Here is a 19,999-nt window from a genome sequence, read left to right on the forward strand (position 1 = left end):
GATTGCGTCGTGATCGACGTCGACGAGACCGAGGTCCGCGTGATCGGCCTGGGGTCGTGGACCGACGCGGAGCAGAGCCGCGATTCGTTCGCGTTGTTCGGAAGTGAGGGGCGGTGCCTTCGCCAAGAGTTCGCGAACATGATCCTCGATGCGCGCAGCACTGAAATCTCTTCTGGCGCTAGCGACTTCATGGGATTCTGGACCGTATGTGCGCGTGGCGTAGGCCAGTTTGGCGCGAGCAGTTCGACTCGTGCGAGATGCACCAGACAAGGGAAGCCTCCAAAAGGCAGCAAGAAACTACCCTCCGATGAGAGGCTTAAAACGCGGTCGGCCTTTGCAGACTCAGGCGGCACTCAGAGGTGCGACACGCTAACCCGTTACTCCAACCCTAGCAGCAAGAGTGCGTAGCGAGATGTCGGTCAGATGGCGTGTTGAAGCCATATCGCACAGCGCCACGATGCGATCAAACGCTGCGGTCCCTCGGTGGACTTGAATGTTGACGCCGCACTTCCGCCACGAGCCTGCCGTATCCACCTTGCACGCACATTGCAAGCTGATGCGGTTGTAGTCGCTTTCATCTGGGTCCGGCCCAGAGACATTCTTGTGGTGTTGGCGGGATCGGAACTCGCGAGCGACAGTCCATCCGGATCGACCATCTGCATAGATTGTGCGCACCAATCGCGCGACGAACCACCTCTCGTGCGCTACACCGTTGCCTTCGCAATAGATCTCGAGAATATGCGTCATTTCCACTCCACATCAATAAACTCTGGTAGGAACCGCTTCTGCCCCCGCGGAGCCCTTTGAATCGTTACAGTCATGAGTGCGTCAATGACCTTGCCGCGCGCATCCGGGCTGAGCCGCTTCCACGCAGCAGTCAGGTCACTCTCACCGTCGAGTGGACTCACCTGCCTAGCTTCGGCGATCTGACGCTCAACCTTCTCGAGCTCAGCCCGAAGATCCCCAGTGCCGCGCGCCAACTGAGAGGCATCGATTACACCCGAGGCGAACAACGCGGCCAGTTCATCGAGACGTACACGAAGCCCATCACGCCTGGTACTCATCGCCGACGTGTCTGGTCGGCTACTGACCTCGACCCGCTGCGAACTCAAATGCCCAACCACAATTGCCGAAATGTATTCATCCAGCGCCCCTTGGTTGCGGCGCACGTGTCTGTCGAGACAGGCGTAGGACACCCTTTCTCCTGCGCGATGAACTTGCACACGTTTACCGCAGACACCGCAGCGATAGACCTGGGTGCCTTGGTATTTACGCTCGAAGGAGACGTTGTTTCGTCTGGCAGGGTCGCTAAGGATCGCCTCGACTGCGAGTTGATCGTCTCGGTCGACAATCGGTTCCCACTGCCCCCGCCCAACTACATCGCCGCGGTGGACAACCATTCCGGCGTGACGGGGGTTCAGCAGCACTCTCCTGACCGTAGTCCCGCCCCACTCCTGCCCTGTAGTGCGCGTGCGGTGGCCGGCAGCATTCCATTGCCGAGCAACACCTCGCAGTGTGCCGCCCGCGAGTATTTCTGCTGTTGCGGAGCGAATCGCCTGGGCCTCGGATTCGACGTGCAGGCCATCGGAGGTGAAGCCGAACGGAGTTTTTGTGGCGACCCACTCCCCCGCAGCGGCACGCTGGTCATTGGCCCGTTTGCGACGCTCCGAAGAGTGTTCGCTCTCTTGACGGGCGACACTTCCGAGGATTCGGGCAACCATTCGGCCAGCCGAAGTGGAGAGGTCGAGTGTGCCACTCGTGACGGTTCGTATCTCGACTCGTTGCTTGTCGACTAGCTCGATGAATCGCTCGAGCTCGATCGGCGAACGGTGTAGCCGGTCCGAGTGCCATGCAACAAGTCCCTGAATGTCGCCGGCCTCGATTGCGTTGAGCATCTCTTCGTACTGCGGGCGGCGCTTACCGGAGAAGGCCGAGGTGTCGTTGTCGACGAACACGCGGATGTTGTTCCATCCCAGGGTTTCTGCGAGCTTCCGGCAGTCTTGCTCTTGTCGGTCGACACCGAGCTCGGTACCTCGAGGGTCTGAGCTGATTCGGCAGTAGATGGCGGTCGACATACCAATGACGATAGCGCGTTTAGGTGTGTAACTGGACAAACAACACCCAGGAACGTTGCGCCGCCCTTGAAGTCGACGAGGACGAGGTTCAACTCGGCGGGTGAGTGCGTCGCCAGCAAGGACACGACGAGCGTGCGCAAGAACTCCGACTTCCCCGAGCCTGTTGCACCGATACATAATCCGTGCGGTCCTGTTCCGCCATGCGCGCTTTCTTTGATGTCGAGCTCGACCGGGGTTCCGTTCGGCTGAAATCCGATCGGCACACGCAGCCGTTCCCGGCCGACCCTTCCGCGCCACTCGACAGCGGGATCGAAGCGGGCGACGTCGTCGATGCCGAGGAGCGCGGGAAGACCCGGATCGCCCGCAGTGGCCTCGGAGTCCAGGTTGGCCATACTCGCAGCGGTCGCCACGTGGTATCGAGCCAGTTTGCGTGCGAGCGCGTCTGCCTCGGCGATCGTCAGCGCATCCATGTCGGCGAACTCCTCGACGCCGACAGCGCTTCGCGCACAGACTTTTTCGTCGCGGATTGCCAACTCGAGTCCGCGCCGCGCCGCGAGTCCGTCGGGTGGGGCGGACAGATCCAGAATCGTCACCTGCTCGGTACCCGCGTCGTTGAGGAGGCGTTCGTCTCCGACGACGTGCCCGTCGTCGATGATCACGACGAGGTGCACTCTTCCCGCAGTCGGCGGGGCGGACCGACTGAAACGACCGCGGTCGAGGAGTTCCGCGGCCAGTGAGGACTCGAGTTCGGCGAGCGACTCGTACACCATGCGCACTGCCCCCAGGCCGTCGCGCGCAAGTGGATGGCCCAGGTGAGGGAGCCATTTCGCCCAGTCCCACGCCTCACCGATCGGGTCGGCGGTGACGATCGCGATCCGCAGATGATCGGGGCCGTGAAAGACACACAACTCTGCCATCAGAGCGCGCACCGTACCGCGCGTCTCCTGCCTGGCGCCACCGATGTTGATCGCCGGAAATCCGCGAAGCGAGATCGACGTCGGCAACCGGTGTACCACCGAATGCGTTCGGACGAAACGGCGTAATGCCACCATCGACACGGGTTCAAGGTCTTCGGGCGGCCCGGTCTCGGGCGCCATCAGACGTGTCGCGAGCCCGTGTGCACCGACGCCGATCCGCACGTGCGCGAAGTCGGAGTCCGACGGACGTCGCTCCCACATCCTGCGGGTCCCGATCAACGCCGGTAGCGCACGCGGGTCGGGATGACTCCAGGTGAGCGCCGCACGCTGGTCATCGACGGTATCGCGAACCTGCTCCCGCAACTGCCCGAGATACCGGAAGTAGTCTTTACGCTCCTCGTTGAGTTCCGCGGCTCGTTTGCCCCCTCCCCGACCACTGGCGGCGAACATGCCGAACATGGACATGAGCATCATCAGCGGGAACATCATGAACAGAGGGTTGCTGAGGATGTTGCGGCCACCGGTCGCGAACATCAGAGCGAGCATCCCGATGACCGCAACGATCATGACCACCGGCAGCAGCTTCATCAGCAGGTTGCCGGGGACCACGCGCGGGACGTCGGGTGGCGGTGCGATGCTCAGCTCACCGCCGGGGGCGCGCGGTGCGGCGATCCGCGCACGACGCACGAATCCCTCGGTCGTCGAAACCAACTCATCTCCCCCACAGAACCCGGACACATGCTGCGCCTCATGGCTTCTAGGCCTGTTGAGACTTGGCTGGTCGTCGATGTCGTAGTTCGCTATGTTAGCTCCGAATCATCAGAAGAACGGACAAACATGACATCTGTGGATACGTCGAGGGTGGTCGGCCCGAACTCGGGCGGCGAGCACCGCGACAACCACGCCGCGCGGATCGAACCCGCCCTCGTACGCGTGTCCGTGCTCGGAGGAAACACGCAACTCGACGTCGGGCTCCCCGCCGCAGTCCCGGTGGCCCTGCTGATCGGCGAGGTCGTCGCGCAGATACAGTCACGTGTCCCCGTCCAGCGCGACCCCGACGTCGAATCCTCGACGCAACCTCCCGAACGAGCGCACCGTTGGACACTCGCGTTGGTCGGCCAAGAGCCGCTCGCACCGAACCGCACGTTGTCGGAGTCGGGTGTACGGGACGGCGATCTGTTGATGCTGCAGTCTGTCGACACCGGCGAGTCGCCGGTCTTGTTCGACGACGTCGTCGACGCGGTGGCTCGACTCAATGATTCGGTCTTCGCCGCGTGGTCACCTGTCGCCGCACGCTACACGGGATACGTTGCGACGCTTGTCGCCGCACTGGCCGCAGCTGCGTCGTTGACTCTCACTCGAGCGGGTGGGATGGGAAGCATTGCAGCCCTGTTCGGCGGTGTCGCGGCGTTGGTGTTCCTCGTCGCTGCGGCCGTTGTCGCCCGGCACTTCGACGACGCAACCTCCGCGACCGTTCTGTCGGCATCGGCCATGCCGTTCGCGTTCGCCGCGGGTCTTCTGGCGCCACCCGGCGCATTCGGTTCGGCCCACCTGGCGCTCGGGTGCGCACTGGTATTGCTCGCCGCGACCGTGTCATATCGCGTGACTGCAGTCGGTCCCATCACACACAGCGCGCTGACCACCGCGTCGCTGCTGGCAGGCGTCGGCGCGGGGGTGCAACTCCTCAGTGATATCGGTGTGGAGAAGGTGTCGGCGATCGTGGCCGCCATCGGCCTGCTGGCCGTCTGCATGGCCTCGCGCACGACCATCCTGCTGACCAAGCTGCCAGTTCCGCCCGTGCCCACGGCGGGTGCGCCGATCGATCTCGATGTGTTCGAACCAGCACCCGCGATCGAGGGAATCGGCGCCATCGGTGCCATCGCGCTTCCGAAAGTCGATGCACTCGAACGACGTTCACATCTCGCCAATGCGTATATGACCGGTATCGTCGGCGGCGCAACGGCCCTTACCGCGGCCGCAGCCTGCGGAACTGCTGCGCCGCTGGCCGGATTCCACGCCGTTCCGGTGGCGTACGCGATGGTCATCGGCACGGCCCTCTGCCTGCGTGGCCGTTCGCACAGCGATCTCACACAGGCCGCTACGCAGATTGCCGGCGGTGCGCTGACCGTGATCGCAGTCCTCATCGGACTGGCGGTCGGCAGCCCTTCGCCGTGGGCACTCGTCGGATTCGGTATCGGCACCGCACTTGCTGCGGGAGCCATGATCATCGGACGGCTTGCCGCCGTCCACGACTTCTCGCCGGTGCTCCGACGCAGCGCCGAACTTCTCGAGTACGCACTGTTGCTCACGGTCATCCCGTTGCTGCTGTGGATACTTGATCTGTACCGACTCGTGCGAGAGCTCTGACGTTGCCGCACACACGCCCTTCGTCGGTTGTGGCTGTGGTGATCTCATGTATCGCATTGCTCACGTACTCGAGTGAGGCTCCGGCGCTCGCGGTGACACCGCCGGTCATCGACGGCTCCGCACTTGTCAGGTCCGCACCGGTGGCACCGCCCGAGCCCACCGAACAACGCACGCTGTGTGCGACACCGATTGCTGCAGAGAGCTATTCGTCTGCGACGGGCGCACAGGCGATGATGCGATCAGCCGACATCTGGCGATTCGGCAGGGGTGCGGGTCAACGCGTCGCAGTCATCGACACCGGTGTGACGCCGAATCGACGGCTTCCCCGGCTGATCGCTGGTGGCGATTACGTATCGACGGGCAACGGGTTGTCGGATTGCGACTCGCACGGCACCCTGGTTGCCGGCATCATCGCGGGCTCGCCGAGCGATACCGACGCTTTCGCGGGTGTGGCACCCGATGCGTCGATCATCGCCATTCGCCAGTCGAGTACGGCTTTCGGCGCCAGGCGTTCTCGTGATTCGGATGATCCCCATATCGGCAGCGGCTACGGTTCGGTGCGCACTCTGGCCAACGCTGTGGTGCGCGCGGTCGATCTCGGTGCAACGGTCATCAACATCTCCGAGGTGGCGTGTGCCGCCGTGGGTACGAAGCTCAACGACCGCGCACTCGGCGCGGCGGTTCGGTACGCGCACACGCGAGATGTCGTTGTCGTCGTCGCGGCGGGTAATCTCACCCGTGACTCGGCGTGCTCGAGTCAGAACCCCATACCGAAGGGCGATGACCCGACAGGGTGGCGCTCCGTGTCGATGATCGCAAGTCCCGCTTGGTTTTCCCCATACGTGCTCACGGTCGGCTCGGTCGACGCCGCGAGCGGCGCGCCGAGCGACTTCAGCATCAACGGCCCGTGGGTGTCGGTGGCAGCACCGGGAACCGACGTCGTCAGTGTCGACGGCTCGGGACGAGTCGTATTTGCACAGCAGTCAGAGTCGGGTCCGGTCCCGTTGCGCGGCACCAGTTTCTCGACGGCCTACGTGAGCGGAATCGTCGCGCTCATCCGTGCCCGTTACCCGCACCTGACCGCCGCTGCGGTGATCGATCGTGTCACCAGAACGGCCCATGCACCGGGAACCGGGCGGGACACCCGCATCGGCTTCGGGGTGATAGATCCCCTCGCCGCCCTCACCGCGGAGCTCGACGATGCTCCACGCGCCGGAGCGGTCCCGCACGCGATCGCCGCACCGACGCGACCACCGGCTCCCGACCACACCGCTCGAAACGTCGCGGTGATCGGTGGTGGCGCGGCGATTGTGCTCGTCCTCGTCGTGCTCGCGCTCGCTCTGCCGCACCGTCGCGTACGCGCGCTCGACCCCGACGACTACTGAACGAAGCCCTACAGCGGTGGCCCTGCCGCGGGTGACCCGGCATCGGACCACCGCTTCCGATGACCTTCTGCTACTTGGCCGTTCGCGCGGGCCGCAGCTCGCGCGGCAACGCGAATGTCAGTGTCTCCTCGGCCGTGTTGACCTTCTCGACGGTGTCGTAGCCGCGCTCGGCCAGGTAGTCGAGTACGCCGCGCACCAGCACCTCGGGAACCGACGCGCCCGAGGTGACGCCGACCGTCGAAACGCCGTCGAGCCAGGCGTCGTCGATCTCGCGGGCGTAGTCGACGAGGTGTCCGTCCTTGGCGCCGTTCTGCACGGCGACCTCGACGAGGCGTACCGAGTTGGACGAGTTCTTGGACCCCACCACGATCACGAGGTCGCACTGCGGTGCCATGGCCTTGACGGCGACCTGCCGGTTCTGGGTGGCGTAGCAGATGTCGTCGCTGGGCGGATCGGCCATCTCGGGGAATTTCTCGCGGAGCCGACGCACGGTTTCCATGGTCTCGTCGACCGAGAGCGTGGTCTGCGACAGCCAGATCACCTTCGACTCGTCGCGCACCGTGACACCGTCGACGCTGTCGGGCCCGTCGACGATCTGGATGTGCTCAGGGGCCTCACCCGAGGTGCCCTCGACCTCCTCGTGGCCCTCGTGGCCGATCAGCAGGATGTCGTAGTCATCGCGGGCGAAACGCTTGGCCTCCTGGTGCACCTTGGTCACCAGCGGACACGTGGCGTCGATCGTCTTCAGGCTGCGCTCGGCGGCGGTCCGATGTACTTCAGGCGACACGCCATGAGCGGAGAACACGACGATCGCGCCCTCGGGAACCTCGTCGGTCTCGCCGACGAACACCGCTCCACGCTCGGTAAGCGTGTCCACGACGTGACGATTGTGGACGATCTCTTTACGCACATAGACGGGTGCGCCGTGCTTGTCCAGGGCGCGTTCGACGGTCTCCACCGCTCGGTCGACGCCCGCGCAGTAACCGCGCGGCTCGGCCAGCAGGACACGCTTGGATTCAGACATGGTTCCCAGGGTACGTGGTCGACGACCTACCGACCGTCGTGCGCCGGGTTGGTGTGACGCAGCCCAGATGGCAGAGTGTTGTCATGGTTCGCGCACCTTATCCTGCACGTATCGCCGCAGGTCTCATCGTCGTGGCACTCGAAGAGACCCGTCGACTACCGACTCGCCTGTTCACGCTGCCGATGACAGCGGTCAGTCAGACGCTGCAAGCCGGGATGCGGGCGCAGCAGCAGATCGCCGAACTCGCGATCAAGGGCGACGAGGCCCTGGACCTCATTTTCGACAAGGCCGACGAACAGCCCGAGTGGGCGCGTTTCGACGAGGACGAACTCACCGAGATCGACCCGGGGACACCCATCGAAAGCGCCGACAAACCCGGCGCCGAGGCCACGACCGCCAAGGTCACGACGCTGCACGCCGCGCCGGCGACCGTCACGAAACCCCCGACGACCGCGAAGTCCTCACCCGACACGCCTGCGACAACAAAGTCCGCTGCCAAGAAGTCCGCTCCCAAGAAGTCGACGCCCACGAAGGCGACACCCACGAAGCCCGCGTCCAAGGACTCGACACCCACTCCCAAGAAGTCAACGCCCACGAAGTCGACGCCCACCAAGTCGATGCCCACCAAGTCCGCGTCGACGGACTCGACGCCCGAGAACCCGGCACCGCGAGCCGACGCCGGGCGTTTTGCTCTCTACAGCTCGGCTCCGGCCGACCTGATCACGGGCGAGACGGCCACGCCCGGCGACGACCTTCCCGACGTCGACAAGCCCGAGATCGTCGAGTTCATCGAGTACGACACCCTGACCTTGGCGCAGCTGCGCGCCAAACTGCGTTCCGTCGATGTCGACGACCTCACAGCTCTCGTCGCCTACGAGACGGCGACCAAGAACCGTGCGCCGTTCGTCACCATGCTCGACAACCGGATCACCGCGCAGAACAAGCGCTCGCCCAGCTCGTGATCCCGGCGCAGGGGTCGCCGTCAGAAAATCCGGCGCAGGGATCGCCGTCGGGTGGCAGTTCCACGAGGACCGGAAATCGGGACAACGGCAACACCGCGGACAACCCGTGGCCGGTGCGCACCGTCAACCGCAAGATCGCCGAGTGGATCAACCGGCTCGGACAGATCTGGGTGGAGGGTCAGGTCACCCAGCTTTCTCGTCGTCCCGGAACACGCACGTCGTTTCTGACGCTGCGTGATCCGGCCGCCGACATCTCGATCACCGTCACCTGCAACCCCGATCTGCTGATGCGCACGGAGGTTCCGGTCACCGAGGGCAGCCACGTGGTGATGCTCGGCCGACCCGACTTCTACGCGGGACGCGGCACCATCTCGTTGCGCGTCACCGACATCCGTCCCATCGGCGTCGGCCAGCTGCTGCTGCGCATCGAGCGTCTCAAGCAACTGCTCGCTGCCGAGGGACTCTTCGATCCGCGGCTCAAACGTCCACTTCCGTTTCTGCCACGCGCGATCGGCCTGATCTCCGGGCGGGCGAGCGCCGCGCAACGCGATGTGATGTCAGTGGCGTCCGCCCGCTGGTCCCAGGCGCGTTTCGCGGTACGCGATGCACCCGTTCAGGGGCCGACGGCCGTGCCGCGCATTCTCGCGCACCTCGCCGAACTCGACGCCGACCCGGAGATCGACGTGATCGTCATCGCCCGCGGCGGGGGCAGCGTGGAGGATCTCCTCCCCTTCTCCGATGAGACGCTGCTGCGGGCCGTCGTGGCATGCACCACGCCGGTGATCAGCGCCATCGGGCACGAACCCGACAATCCGCTCCTCGACTACGTCGCCGACGTCCGGGCAGCCACCCCGACCGACGCGGCCAAGCGCGTGGTCCCCGACGTGACCGCCGAGCTGGCAGGCATCGCCGAGATGCGTCGACGCAGTGCCCACGCCCTCCGGAACTGGGTGCACCGCGAGGATCGGGTGATCGCGGGCCTGCGTGCGCGGCCGGTACTGGCCAATCCGTTCACCATGATCGACCGACGCGCCGACGACGTCGAGCGCATGCGACGCGACATCCGCCGTGACGTCACCCGGATGGTCGACGCCGAGGAGCGCCGCGTCGAGCATCTCTCTGCCCGCCTGGCCACACTCGGACCCGCTCAGACCCTGGCGCGCGGCTACGCCGTCGTCCAGCGCGTCGACGCCGGTGATCCCCATGTGGTGACCTCGACCGAACAGATGCCCGCGGGCGCCCGTCTCCGCATCCGTGTCGGCGACGGCGCCGCGTCGGCACAGGTCGCCACCCCGGCCGACGGACCCACAGAACCCGCCGAGAGCACCGACCACACGAAGAGGAGCACGAAGTGACCGGCCAAGCGAAAGGCACGTCCGCAACGCCGATTCCGGTGGAGCAGCTCGGCTACGAGCAGGCCCGCGACGAACTCGTCGAGGTGGTCACCGCGCTCGAACACGGTGGCCTCGACCTCGACGCATCGCTGGCGCTCTGGGAACGAGGCGAAGCACTGGCCACGCGGTGCGAGGAACATTTGACCGGAGCGCGCGACCGGATCGAGGCCGCGCTGTCGCACGAGGCCGACGATTCAGACGGTGGGGACTCAGACGTCGATGACTCAGCGGAGGACGAGTTCGACGACTGACCCGGCGCACGCCGCCGAGCCAGCAACTCGTTGTCGGGAAACCGCTGCCAGCAACTCGACGTCAGGAACTCGACGTCAGGAACTCGTCTTGGGCAACGGCTGCTGGGCCAACACCGACTGCGCCATCTGCGCCATCTCGGAATCGGGGCCGCGCGACATCACCGCGATCCGCACGTCTGACAGGTCGGTGATCCAGAACTTGTTGCCGTCGTGCGTCGAGTAGGCCACCCACGTGTGGCCGTCGATCTCCTTGGTGCCGGTTCCCGACGACACGTCGTCGCCGCCGAGTTTCTCGACGAGGTCGTCCTCTGACGCATTGGTCTGTGTGAGCTGGAGATACGCGCCGGTGCCGGTGACCCAACCGACGTTGCTCGACGTCGAGTTCGCGATCTCCTGGGTGCTGCCGGAGTTCGGTTTCCACCCCTCCGGGGTCGCCGGTCGTCGAATGGGAAACGGCATGATCCTGGCGTCGGCGGCCAGTCCGCTGCGGACGTCGTAGGCGGGTGTCTTGTCGTCCGACGCCGTGCCGGTGAGACCGACCGAGCAGTTGCCCGAGGCAATGGCGACGAGCGCGCAGACCGCGAGCAACGGGATCAGCGTCCAGATCATGTCCTTGCCGCTGGTCAGAATGCGGGGTTTGCTCGCCATGGGTCACGAGTATCCCAGTCGCCGAAGACACCTCGTGCCGCGCCCCTCGACGAGCGTGCCCGCCGCCACAACTCGCGTCCACGCCCGTGTCGTCGCCTCGCGGTACCGTTTCCTATGCGCGCGCTACAGCTCGTCGTGTCCCGTGTCGGTTGCATCGTCCGGTTCGGCGGCAGAGGTCGCATCGCCATCGCCGTGTTGTCGACGCTGATCGCGGCCGGAGCACTCGCCGCATGCGGCACCTCCGACGACCAACGCAACGGCATGGACGAGATCCGCTCGTCGGGAGTTTTGCGCGTCGGAACCGAAGGCACCTACGCCCCGTTCAGCTATCGCGATCCGACGACCGGTGAACTCGCCGGCTACGACGTCGACGTCGCGAATGCGGTGGCCGACAAGCTGGGGGTGCGTACCGAATTCGTCACCACCCCATGGGATTCCATCTTTGCCGGCCTCGAGGCAGGCCGATTCGACGTCGTCGCCAATCAGGTGTCGGTGACACCCGAACGCAAAGCGAAATACGACCTCTCCAAGCCGTACGCCGTGAGCGAAGGGGTCATCGTCACTCGCGCCGACGACAACTCGATCCGCTCGCTCGACGATCTGCGGGGCAAGACCACCGCGCAGTCGGCGACGAGCAACTGGGCCCAGGTGGCCAGGGACGCGGGGGCGAACGTCGAGTCGGTCGAAGGGTTCACCCAGGCGATCAAGCTGCTCAATCAGGGCCGCGTCCAGGCGACGGTCAACGACAGCGTCGCCGTCTACGCCTACTTCGCCGAGACCGGCGATACGAGTGTCAAGATCGCCGCCAAGACCGGGGACACGAGCGAGCAGGCATTCGCGGCCAGGAAAGACAGCGGCATCACCGGCGACATCAACAAGGCGCTCGACGAGCTCAGCGCTGACGGAACACTGTCGAGAATCTCGCAGAAGTACCTCAAAGCCGACGCGAGCGGCAGCGCGGCGGCCGGGCAACAACAGGCCGTTCCGCGAAGCACCTGGAAGATCATCGGCAACAACCTGTGGCCCATGGCAAAGGCCACGATCACCGTGACCATCCCACTCGCCGCGATCAGCTTCGTGGTCGGGTTGGTGATCGCATTGGTGGTGGCACTGGCCAGGCTCTCGGAGACGCGGGTGATCAACTGGCTGGCCCGGGTTTACATCTCGATCATCCGCGGCACACCGCTGCTCGTGCAGTTGTTCATCATCTTCTACGCGCTGCCCGAACTGGGCATCAAGGTGCCGCCGTTTCCCGCGGCCGTCGTCGCGTTCTCGCTCAACGTCGGCGGGTACGCCGCCGAGATCATCCGCAGCGCCATCCTCTCCGTCCCGAAAGGCCAGACCGAGGCGGCCCAGACGATCGGCATGAACTATCGCACGACGATGCGTCGGATCATCCTGCCGCAGGCCGCGCGCAACGCTGTGCCCGGCTTGTCCAATACGTTGATCTCGTTGGTCAAGGACACCTCTCTCGCGTCGACGATCCTGGTGACCGAGCTCTTGCGTGTCGCCCAGTTGGCCGCCGCACCGACGTTCGAGTTCTTCGCCCTCTACACCACGGCCGCGATCTACTACTGGATCGTGTGCCTCGTCCTGTCCGCACTGCAGAACAGACTCGAATCCCGACTGGGGAGGTTCGCGACACGATGACCGACCGTGACCAGAACACCAACCGCGGGCCGAGGACCGTCGACGCCGCGTCGCCCGAGCGCGTCGTCGACGTCGTCGGACTGGAAAAATCCTTCGGCGACAACCACGTCCTGCGCGGGATCGACTTCACCGTCGACCGGGGCACCGTGACCGTCATCCTCGGCCCCTCGGGGTCGGGCAAGACGACGATCCTGCGGTCGCTCAACGCCCTCGACATCCCCGATGCGGGCGTTCTCCGTGTCGGCGCGCGGACCATCGATTTCAGCGGGCAGTACACCAGGGCCGACATCGCCGCATACCGCGCGCAGAGCGCCATGGTGTTCCAGAACTACAACCTCTTCCCGCACAAGACGGTCCTCGAGAACGTCATCGAGGGTCCGGTCGTCGTGCAGCATCGGGACAGGGCCGACGCCGTTGCCGAGGCCGAACGACTCCTCGCGAGTGTCGGTCTCGACGACAAGCGCGACCAGTACCCGCACGAACTCTCCGGTGGTCAGCAGCAGCGCGCGGGAATCGTGCGTGCGGTGGCGCTCCACCCGCAGGTCCTGCTGTTCGACGAACCGACGTCGGCCCTCGACCCCGAACTCGTCGGCGACGTACTGAAGGTTCTCAAGGGTTTGGCCGAACAGAGCTGGACGATGGTCGTCGTCACGCACGAGATCCGGTTCGCACAGGAGGTCGCCGACCAGGTGTTGTTCGTCGACGGCGGGGTGATCGTCGAACGCGGCGGCCCCGACGAGGTGATCGCCCATCCCGCCGAAGACCGGACGCGTCAGTTCCTGCGGCGGATCCTCGACCCGCTCTGACCGACCCGCGACCCGCATGCGCTGCACCGACGGCTCCTGTGATCTTGCCGGGCGAGTGCGTTCGCCTCATCGCGACGTGAAAGGATGAGTGCCGAGTATCACGCACGCACCCCATGCCGAGGAGTCGATCGAACATGACAGCCGAGAACCACCAGGCACCCGACCGTAACCTTGCGATGGAGCTGGTGCGGGTCACCGAGGCCGCGGCACTCGCCGCGGGCCGCTGGGTGGGACGCGGCGAGAAGAAGAAGGGCGACGGCGCTGCCGTCGACGCCATGCGCGAACTCCTCTCGACGGTATCGATGCGCGGCGTCGTGGTGATCGGCGAGGGCGAGAAAGACGAAGCGCCGATGCTCTTCAACGGCGAGGAAGTGGGTAACGGGCAGGGACCCGACTGCGACGTCGCGGTCGACCCCATCGATGGCACCACCCTGATGGCCGAAGGCCGCCCCAACTCGATCGCCGTCATCGCGGTCAGCGAGCGCGGCACGATGTACGACCCGTCGGCGGTCTTCTACATGGACAAGATCGCCGTCGGGCCGGATGCCAAGGGCGCGATCAACATCGACGAGTCCGTCGAGTGGAATATCAACTCGGTCGCCAAGGCCAAGGGCATCGACGTCGGCGACCTGACGGTCGTCGTCCTCGACCGTCCGCGTCACGCCGACCTGATCGGCGAGATCCGCAAGGCAGGCGCCAAGATCCGTCTCATCTCCGATGGCGACGTCGCAGGCGCGATCGCCGCAGCGGGCGACTACTCGACCGTCGACATGCTGATGGGTGTCGGCGGCACCCCTGAAGGCATCATCACCGCGGTCGCGATGAAGTGCATGGGCGGCGAGATCCAGGGCAAGCTGTGGCCTCGCAACGACGAGGAGCGCCAGAAGGCGATCGACGCCGGACACGACCTCAACCGTGTGCTGGGCACCGACGATCTCGTCAGCGGCGAGAACTGCTTCTTCGCAGCAACCGGAGTCACGAACGGCGACATGCTCCGCGGCGTGACCTACCGTCCCGGTGGGGCGACCACCCGCTCGCTCGTCATGCGCTCGAAGTCGGGAACCATCCGGCGCATCGAGGCCGTGCACCGCACCACCAAGCTGCGCGAGTACGCCCGCCTCGACATCTAGTCTCCACCGCGATCGCCGCGCCCACCCGCGAAGGTGGACGCGGCGATCGCGCTGTTGGCTGGGTCAGCTCACCCGCTGCATCCCGATGGTCGCGTCGTCCGCCTGAGCGTCGGTGTCGCGTCCGAGCGCGAGTACCTCGTCGAATCCGGCGACAATACATTCGGCGAACAGTTCGGGGTCGGTGACCGACGCGGCGTCGCAGTTCAGTCCCAGGCAGGCCGTGGTGTTGTGAGTGATCATCGTGGCCATCACCGCGCAACCCGGCAACGGGCCGAACGGGAACAACCGCTCCACCTTGGCGCCGGCAACGTAGGTCTCCCAGGGGATTCCCGGTACGTTGCTGGCCTGCAGGTCGTTCATACTCGTTGCACCGCTGAACTGGCCGAGCAACTCACCCGGCATCCACGCGAGCACCGAACCCAGGGTGTTGAAGATGTCGACAGCGGGCTCGGTACGCGCCGCGCGCACCTGTTCGCGGATCGTCAGCACCCGCTCGAAGGGGTCGTCGATCCCGATGGGCCCGGCGAGTCTGCCCACGGCTATTCGGTTGCCGCCCTCGGGGTCCTCCGGTCGCCGCACCGAGATCGGGATCGCGACGGGAATCGCGTCGACCTGCTCCCCCATCTTCTCGTGATAGATGCGGAAGCCGCCGATCAGCCCGCCGAGATAGACGTCGTTGATCGACGCCTTCATCGACGTTGCGGCGGCTTTCAACTCGGAGAACGGCACCTCGAAAGCCAGGAACCGCCACGACAAGCTGCGCTGCGCCAGCAGTGGTGATCCCGGCGGACTGACCAGGCCTGCCACTCGCGGCACCGACCGCCCATACCGCAGCACCTTGCTGAGCGCACGTTTCGGGTCGGTCAGGGCCAGTGCGCCACGCACGACCAGGCCTGCCCGGTACGGGGTCTGCGCGAACTCGTGGCCGATCTGACGTGCCAGCACCTCCAGTGCCGACAACTCGGTCGGTGCAGGAGCAGGCGGCTGCGGCTTGTTGGGGATCGGGTCGCGCGAGGGTGAATGCAATTGCGCCAGAGCCAGAATGGCACCGAGCCCATCGGTCAACGCATGATGCGCCTTCAGAAAGTACGCGGTCTTGCCGTCGGCGAGCCCGGTGATCAGATAGCCCTCCCACGGAGGGCGAGCAGGGTCGAGTGCCGTCATGGCCAATTGCTCACACGTCGACAGCAGTTCGCGCATCGAGCCGTCGCCGGGCAACCGGATGCGTCGAACGTGATAATGAAGATCGAACTCCGGGTCGACGGCCCAACTCGGGGTGCCGGTGTGCAACGGCGAATCCACCACGCGCGAGCGGAATCTGGGAGCCATGCGACTTCCCCAATCGTGCGCGGCGATCAGCCGATCCCAATCGGGTTCGCAGTCGTAGATCTCGATCATCGAGATGGTTCCGCGGAGTCGACGGTCGGTGTCGCCGCGCCACATCAGCGCATCGACCGGGCTCATGTGCTGCTCGGTGCCCCACTCGAGGGGCTGGTCCTCACTCATCCGACAGTCTCCCCTGCATCGTCACCGATCTCGTCATCCTGCGAATCATTCAGGTGCCCGGCGTCACCCGGCTCCGGCCAGTCCGCCAACGCGGTGATGAACATCTGCCGCACCTCCTCCGCATGGTCGCCGATGGTCTCCGCCTCCCACGTCGTGGTGTCGACGGGCGGCAACACCCGCACCTGTATCGTTCCGGGCGCGACCAGTTGCGAACCGCGCCACATCAATTCGCCGACGTTGCGCAACACCACCGGCACCACCGGCACGCCGGCCTGCATGGCGATGTGGAACGGCCCCTTCTTGAACCTGCCGATCCGTGGTGTCGGTGAACGTGTGCCCTCCGGGGCCACCACGAGCGAGAAGCCATCCTCGCGCAGTTTTCGTACCGCGGGTTCGAGTTGATCGATCGCCTTACCCGCGTCTGCGCGGTCGATGAAGACCAACCCCGCCGCGTCGAGAATCTGACCGAACACGGGCAGACCGCGGATCTCCTTCTTGGCCACGCCGGTCGCCTCACGCTGCACCAGATGGATCATGACCGGCAGATCGAGTTTCGACTGATGGTTGAACGCGAAGACGCACGGTCGATCCGACGTCAGATACTCCTCGCCCTCGATCACGTCGACGTGCACGCCCGCGAGCGCCAGTCCGACGTCGTTGCCGGTGGCGATGCCGGTCTGAACGGTGGTCTCGAAACGGTTGCGCTGCACCATGCCTCCTGCGATTCCGGCCGCAGCGCCCGCGAGAAACGATCCGTACATGGCTCCGGTGCGTAGCGCCATACCGAGACGGTTGTGCGAGGGATTGCGCAGGTCGAGAATAGGCCAGCCACGTTCCTTCGCTTCCGCACGCAGAATCCGCCGCGGCGACACCGCAGCGGGATGCCCGACACTCTCCAGATAGGGGATGTCCTCGTTGCCGTCGCTGTAAGCGAACGACGCGTCGAGATCCATGTCGTATTCGCGTGCGAGCGCCCGCACAGCAGCCGCCTTGCCCGGACCCCACAGCGGCCGCCCCAGCACCTCTCCGGTGACGATGCCGTCGACCACCTCGACGTCGGTCGCCAAGGCGTGGTCGGCGTCGATCTCGCGTGCGATGGGCTCGATCTGGAAGCGGGTCGCCGACGACGCGATCACGATCCGATGCCCCATCTCGCGGTGCGCGCTGAGAATCTGCCACATCTGGGGACGCAGTTTTGCCGCGGTTTCGTGACGAAAGAGTCTGTCCCCCATCGCGAGGAGTTCGTCGTACGTCTTGCCCGCGAACGTCGGTTTGGTCGCCGCGAGCACTTCTGCGTAATCCTGTTCGGATTCGACGCCGCGCAGTCCGATGAGCGCGAAATCGGCAACCTCACCCCACCCGAACTCCAGGCTCCGGATGCGGGCGCCGAAAATCGCCGTGGCGGAGAAACCTTCGATGAGAGTGCCGTCGTAGTCGAAGAAGGCACCGATGTGTTTACCGCGCGGCGCCGAACGGATCTCGGCCAGCCGAGTCCCCAGCGCACTCATACCGCTGACACTCCCGTCTGCTCCGCCTCGATCTCGGCGATCCGGGCCAGGCGGTCACGCATGTCCTCGACCTCATGAAGCCACTCTTGCCGCGCCGCCGTCACGTCGCCTCCGTCCACTGACTCGATGAGACCGCGATTGTCGGCCAATTTGTATGCCGCGTTGTACAACTCGGTCGACACCGAGTCCCTGCTCTTGACGACGCCCTGCATCGAGAGCTGTGTACCCAGGCCGAGACAGTCGGAGACGATCTCCTCCTTCTCACGCGCCTCGCTGTTGAGCTCGACGAGACGGCGAGCCATCACCAGCTGCGCGTCGAAGAAGGGCTGCAACGTGCGTCGTGCGAACAACTCACCCGACATCGCTGCAAAGGTGTCGTGAAGCCAGGCGGGTGTGGGGCGCACGTGACGCCATTCCGGCGCGATGAGGTCCATTTCGGCGCCGAGTCGGTGCAAGAACTCCTGCTTCGTCGGGAAGAAGAACTCGAACTTCAACAGATCGCGGATACGCAGGGCTTCTTCTTGCGCTGCGGCCAAACGCGTTTCGCGGTCCGCGTCGATCTCGTTACGGTCGGCTGCGAACAGTGCCACCTCGACAATGGCCCGATCAACGAAGTGGTGGATCGCGCCGTTGCGGTAGTACGCGGCGATCGCGTGGTTCTCCTCGGCGATCGACCAGACATCGTCGACTCCCCCGGCGAAGTGTGTGAGCACGCCGGCGTCGGTGAGTTCTTTCAGCGTGGACTTCAGGCCGAGTCCACGACACATCGCGGGGTCCGGGCCGGGAAGTTCGCGACGCTCGATATAGGACAGCAACGGCCGCAAGATGTCTTCGATCTCCTTGGCCGTGTACGCGCGGTCACCAGCACCCAGGAGTGCGAACCCCGCCAGTGACGTCGCCGAGATCGGTGTGGCCGCGTTGATCTCGTCCATCACCTTGAAGGCGATCTTCTCCAGCCGCGCAGGGTCGTCGTCACTGAGCTCGGTGATCGACTCTCTCAATGAGAACGGCTCCCCGAAACGCACCCGCGCCTCACCGAGGTAAGAGCGTTGCGCCTTCGCGTACTTCAGTAGCCAGGCCATGTCCTCCGGCTTCTTCGTGCCACCGGCGGATTCACGCGCAATGGCGGAGATCTCGTGGAGTTGGTCGTAGACGATGGAGGTGGGCACGACCATCACGTCGGCGGTGTCGAGTTGCTCGATGGCGTCCACCACGTACGCCAACAATCCCATCATCGGCGGGCGGAGCTTTCCGGTGCGACTACGCCCGCCCTCGATGTACCACTCGAGATTGAACCGCTTCTCGACGATGAATGACAGATAGGCGCGCATCGCGAACTTGTAGATCGGGTCATCGCCGAACTTGCGCCGGATGAAGATCACACCGGCCCGCCGTGCGATCGCGGCGATCGGCCACAGTGCGAGATTGTTGCCTCCGAGCACCAGGTTCGGCGGAAAGTCGTGACGGCGCAATGCGTCTGCGAGAACCAACGTGTCGACGTAGGAGCGATGTGACGGCAGGAACACCAGGCCGTGGGTCTTGTTGAGAGTGCGTAGTTCGCTCAGTGTGTCCAGGTCTACCGACACGGTCCAGGTGCGCTCGTAGAGCTTTCCGAAGGTCGTGGAGAACACGTCGTCCATCAGGGGGCTCTGTGTTGCGACGAACGTCGACATCTTGTCGATCGCGTCGGAGATGACCGAGGCAACAGGGCGCCCGAGATCTGCGGCGAGCTTGGCCGCGTTGGCCTGAAAACGCGCCGACGACCCAATCTGCTGCGCGACGAGTTTGGGCACCTTGTAGCGATCACCGATCAACTGCCGCTCGGCACGTTCGGCCGACAGCGCCGCGGCCAATGCGACGAAGCCGCCGAAATCCTCACCTTCGGCCGACGACTGCTCGTGTCGTCGTCGCAGTTCCTCGACCGTTGCGGGTTCGCCCGCCACGACACGGGCGCGGTCGGGTGACCGCTTCTTGATCGCGCGCTGTCTGAATGCCGGAGGCCTACGCGGATTGGACAGCACCAGTACGTCTGCCACCGACACGCGGCGCTCGCCCTTGCGCATCGGGGGGAGCCAGACCACTCGAGCGGGGATCAGGGTCGTGTCGGGGTCGAGTGTCTCGGGGTCCACTTCGTCGAGCGTGCGGACCGGCGCGTCGGGGTGCCTGCTCGACGCCCACTCGGTGACGGCCTCGCGTTCGCAGGTCGTTCGAACCTCCGCCAGCACGATTGCAGCCAATGCGTTCCCCCTCCGTGTTGACGACGCTGGTGGTCGACGCCGCTGATGGTCGACCCGCGCCGATGAATGGCCGACATCACCGAACCGAATTCAGCGGCGTGAACTGTGACCCACCACACACTAATACCCCTTGTGTTGC

At 65.2% G+C, this 19,999-nt stretch carries 14 protein-coding genes and 1 pseudogene; 8 read left to right on the forward strand and 7 right to left on the reverse strand.

Going from position 1 to position 19,999, the window contains the following annotated elements; genetic code table 11:
* Positions 1-743 precede the first annotated feature (743 nt).
* Complete coding sequence (locus GOACH_RS11770; RefSeq protein ID WP_005174845.1) at positions 744-2,075, reverse strand: recombinase family protein; 1,332 nt, start codon at positions 2,073-2,075, stop codon at positions 744-746.
* Positions 2,069-3,703: pseudogene (eccCa, locus tag GOACH_RS11775) on the reverse strand (type VII secretion protein EccCa); the annotation flags it as partial. The pseudogene eccCa and the gene GOACH_RS11770, both read right to left, overlap by 7 nt.
* Positions 3,704-3,829: 126 nt before the next feature.
* On the opposite strand from eccCa, the gene eccD reads away from it, so the two are divergent.
* Together eccD and mycP are read left to right on the forward strand one after the other, a co-directional pair.
* Positions 3,830-5,359, forward strand: coding sequence for a type VII secretion integral membrane protein EccD (gene eccD, locus GOACH_RS11780; RefSeq protein ID WP_040518485.1), 1,530 nt, complete (start codon positions 3,830-3,832; stop codon positions 5,357-5,359).
* 35 nt (positions 5,360-5,394) lie between these two features.
* Entirely contained in the window at positions 5,395-6,744 is a 1,350-nt protein-coding gene (gene mycP / locus GOACH_RS11785; protein WP_005174849.1) for a type VII secretion-associated serine protease mycosin, read from the forward strand.
* 70 nt (positions 6,745-6,814) lie between these two features.
* Here the strand turns inward: mycP and GOACH_RS11790 are convergent, their stop codons facing one another.
* Positions 6,815-7,768, reverse strand: coding sequence for a 4-hydroxy-3-methylbut-2-enyl diphosphate reductase (locus tag GOACH_RS11790; protein ID WP_005174850.1), 954 nt, complete (start codon positions 7,766-7,768; stop codon positions 6,815-6,817).
* Between the two features lie 83 nt (positions 7,769-7,851).
* On the opposite strand from GOACH_RS11790, the gene GOACH_RS11795 reads away from it, so the two are divergent.
* The 3 genes from GOACH_RS11795 (at position 7,852) to GOACH_RS11805 (ending at position 10,375) form a co-directional block, all read left to right on the forward strand.
* On the forward strand, positions 7,852-8,730 hold the full coding sequence (locus GOACH_RS11795) for a lipid droplet-associated protein (RefSeq protein ID WP_040518527.1): 879 nt from the start codon (positions 7,852-7,854) through the stop codon (positions 8,728-8,730).
* A 113-nt stretch (positions 8,731-8,843) separates the two neighbouring features.
* Positions 8,844-10,085 (forward strand): exodeoxyribonuclease VII large subunit, encoded by a 1,242-nt coding sequence (xseA, locus tag GOACH_RS11800; RefSeq protein WP_005174854.1) that lies wholly within the window; start codon positions 8,844-8,846, stop codon positions 10,083-10,085.
* Positions 10,082-10,375 (forward strand): exodeoxyribonuclease VII small subunit, encoded by a 294-nt coding sequence (locus GOACH_RS11805; RefSeq protein ID WP_005174857.1) that lies wholly within the window; start codon positions 10,082-10,084, stop codon positions 10,373-10,375. Before xseA ends, GOACH_RS11805 begins: the two co-directional genes overlap by 4 nt.
* A gap of 75 nt (positions 10,376-10,450) precedes the next feature.
* On the opposite strand, the gene GOACH_RS11810 is transcribed toward GOACH_RS11805, so the two are convergent.
* Positions 10,451-11,023, reverse strand: a complete 573-nt coding sequence (locus GOACH_RS11810) for a DUF4245 domain-containing protein (RefSeq protein WP_005174858.1) — start codon at positions 11,021-11,023, stop codon at positions 10,451-10,453.
* Positions 11,024-11,137: 114 nt separating this feature from the next.
* On the opposite strand from GOACH_RS11810, the gene GOACH_RS23335 reads away from it, so the two are divergent.
* The 3 genes from GOACH_RS23335 to glpX all read left to right on the forward strand — a co-directional run bounded on the left by GOACH_RS23335 (position 11,138) and on the right by glpX (position 14,609).
* Positions 11,138-12,673: an ABC transporter permease subunit gene (locus GOACH_RS23335; RefSeq protein WP_005174861.1), complete on the forward strand. Its 1,536-nt coding sequence runs from the start codon at positions 11,138-11,140 to the stop codon at positions 12,671-12,673.
* Complete coding sequence (locus GOACH_RS11825; protein WP_005174863.1) at positions 12,670-13,479, forward strand: amino acid ABC transporter ATP-binding protein; 810 nt, start codon at positions 12,670-12,672, stop codon at positions 13,477-13,479. The genes GOACH_RS23335 and GOACH_RS11825 overlap by 4 nt, the downstream gene beginning before the upstream one ends.
* Positions 13,480-13,613: 134 nt before the next feature.
* Positions 13,614-14,609 (forward strand): class II fructose-bisphosphatase, encoded by a 996-nt coding sequence (glpX, locus tag GOACH_RS11830; protein ID WP_005174867.1) that lies wholly within the window; start codon positions 13,614-13,616, stop codon positions 14,607-14,609.
* Between the two features lie 63 nt (positions 14,610-14,672).
* On the opposite strand, the gene GOACH_RS11835 is transcribed toward glpX, so the two are convergent.
* Genes GOACH_RS11835 through GOACH_RS11845 form a run of 3 tightly spaced genes read right to left on the reverse strand, consistent with a single transcriptional unit; the run spans position 14,673 to position 19,860 of the window.
* The gene (locus GOACH_RS11835; protein WP_005174868.1) at positions 14,673-16,115 is read right to left on the reverse strand and encodes a wax ester/triacylglycerol synthase domain-containing protein; all 1,443 of its coding nucleotides are present in this window, start codon (positions 16,113-16,115) and stop codon (positions 14,673-14,675) included.
* Positions 16,112-17,623: an HAD-IB family hydrolase gene (locus GOACH_RS11840; protein WP_005174870.1), complete on the reverse strand. Its 1,512-nt coding sequence runs from the start codon at positions 17,621-17,623 to the stop codon at positions 16,112-16,114. Before GOACH_RS11840 ends, GOACH_RS11835 begins: the two co-directional genes overlap by 4 nt.
* Positions 17,620-19,860 carry a glycerol-3-phosphate 1-O-acyltransferase gene (locus GOACH_RS11845; RefSeq protein ID WP_005174872.1) on the reverse strand — a complete coding sequence of 747 codons (2,241 nt, stop codon included), beginning with the start codon at positions 19,858-19,860 and terminating at the stop codon, positions 17,620-17,622. The genes GOACH_RS11840 and GOACH_RS11845 overlap by 4 nt, the downstream gene beginning before the upstream one ends.
* Positions 19,861-19,999: the final 139 nt, after the last annotated feature.

The organism is Gordonia aichiensis NBRC 108223 (assembly GCF_000332975.1).
GTDB classification, from domain to species: Bacteria; Actinomycetota; Actinomycetes; order Mycobacteriales; family Mycobacteriaceae; genus Gordonia; species Gordonia aichiensis.

Excerpts from the sequence above, each read along its gene's own strand:
- GOACH_RS11840 (WP_005174870.1), bottom strand. The coding sequence starts at position 17,623 with ATGAGTGCGCTGGGGACTCGGCTGGCCGAGATCCGTTCGGCGCCGCGC.
- GOACH_RS11835 (WP_005174868.1), bottom strand. The coding sequence starts at position 16,115 with ATGAGTGAGGACCAGCCCCTCGAGTGGGGCACCGAGCAGCACATGAGC.
- GOACH_RS11810 (WP_005174858.1), bottom strand. The coding sequence starts at position 11,023 with ATGGCGAGCAAACCCCGCATTCTGACCAGCGGCAAGGACATGATCTGG.
- GOACH_RS11795 (WP_040518527.1), top strand. The coding sequence starts at position 7,852 with ATGGTTCGCGCACCTTATCCTGCACGTATCGCCGCAGGTCTCATCGTC.
- glpX (WP_005174867.1), top strand. The coding sequence starts at position 13,614 with ATGACAGCCGAGAACCACCAGGCACCCGACCGTAACCTTGCGATGGAG.
- eccD (WP_040518485.1), top strand. The coding sequence starts at position 3,830 with ATGACATCTGTGGATACGTCGAGGGTGGTCGGCCCGAACTCGGGCGGC.
- GOACH_RS11790 (WP_005174850.1), bottom strand. The coding sequence starts at position 7,768 with ATGTCTGAATCCAAGCGTGTCCTGCTGGCCGAGCCGCGCGGTTACTGC.
- GOACH_RS11770 (WP_005174845.1), bottom strand. The coding sequence starts at position 2,075 with ATGTCGACCGCCATCTACTGCCGAATCAGCTCAGACCCTCGAGGTACC.
- GOACH_RS11825 (WP_005174863.1), top strand. The coding sequence starts at position 12,670 with ATGACCGACCGTGACCAGAACACCAACCGCGGGCCGAGGACCGTCGAC.
- GOACH_RS23335 (WP_005174861.1), top strand. The coding sequence starts at position 11,138 with ATGCGCGCGCTACAGCTCGTCGTGTCCCGTGTCGGTTGCATCGTCCGG.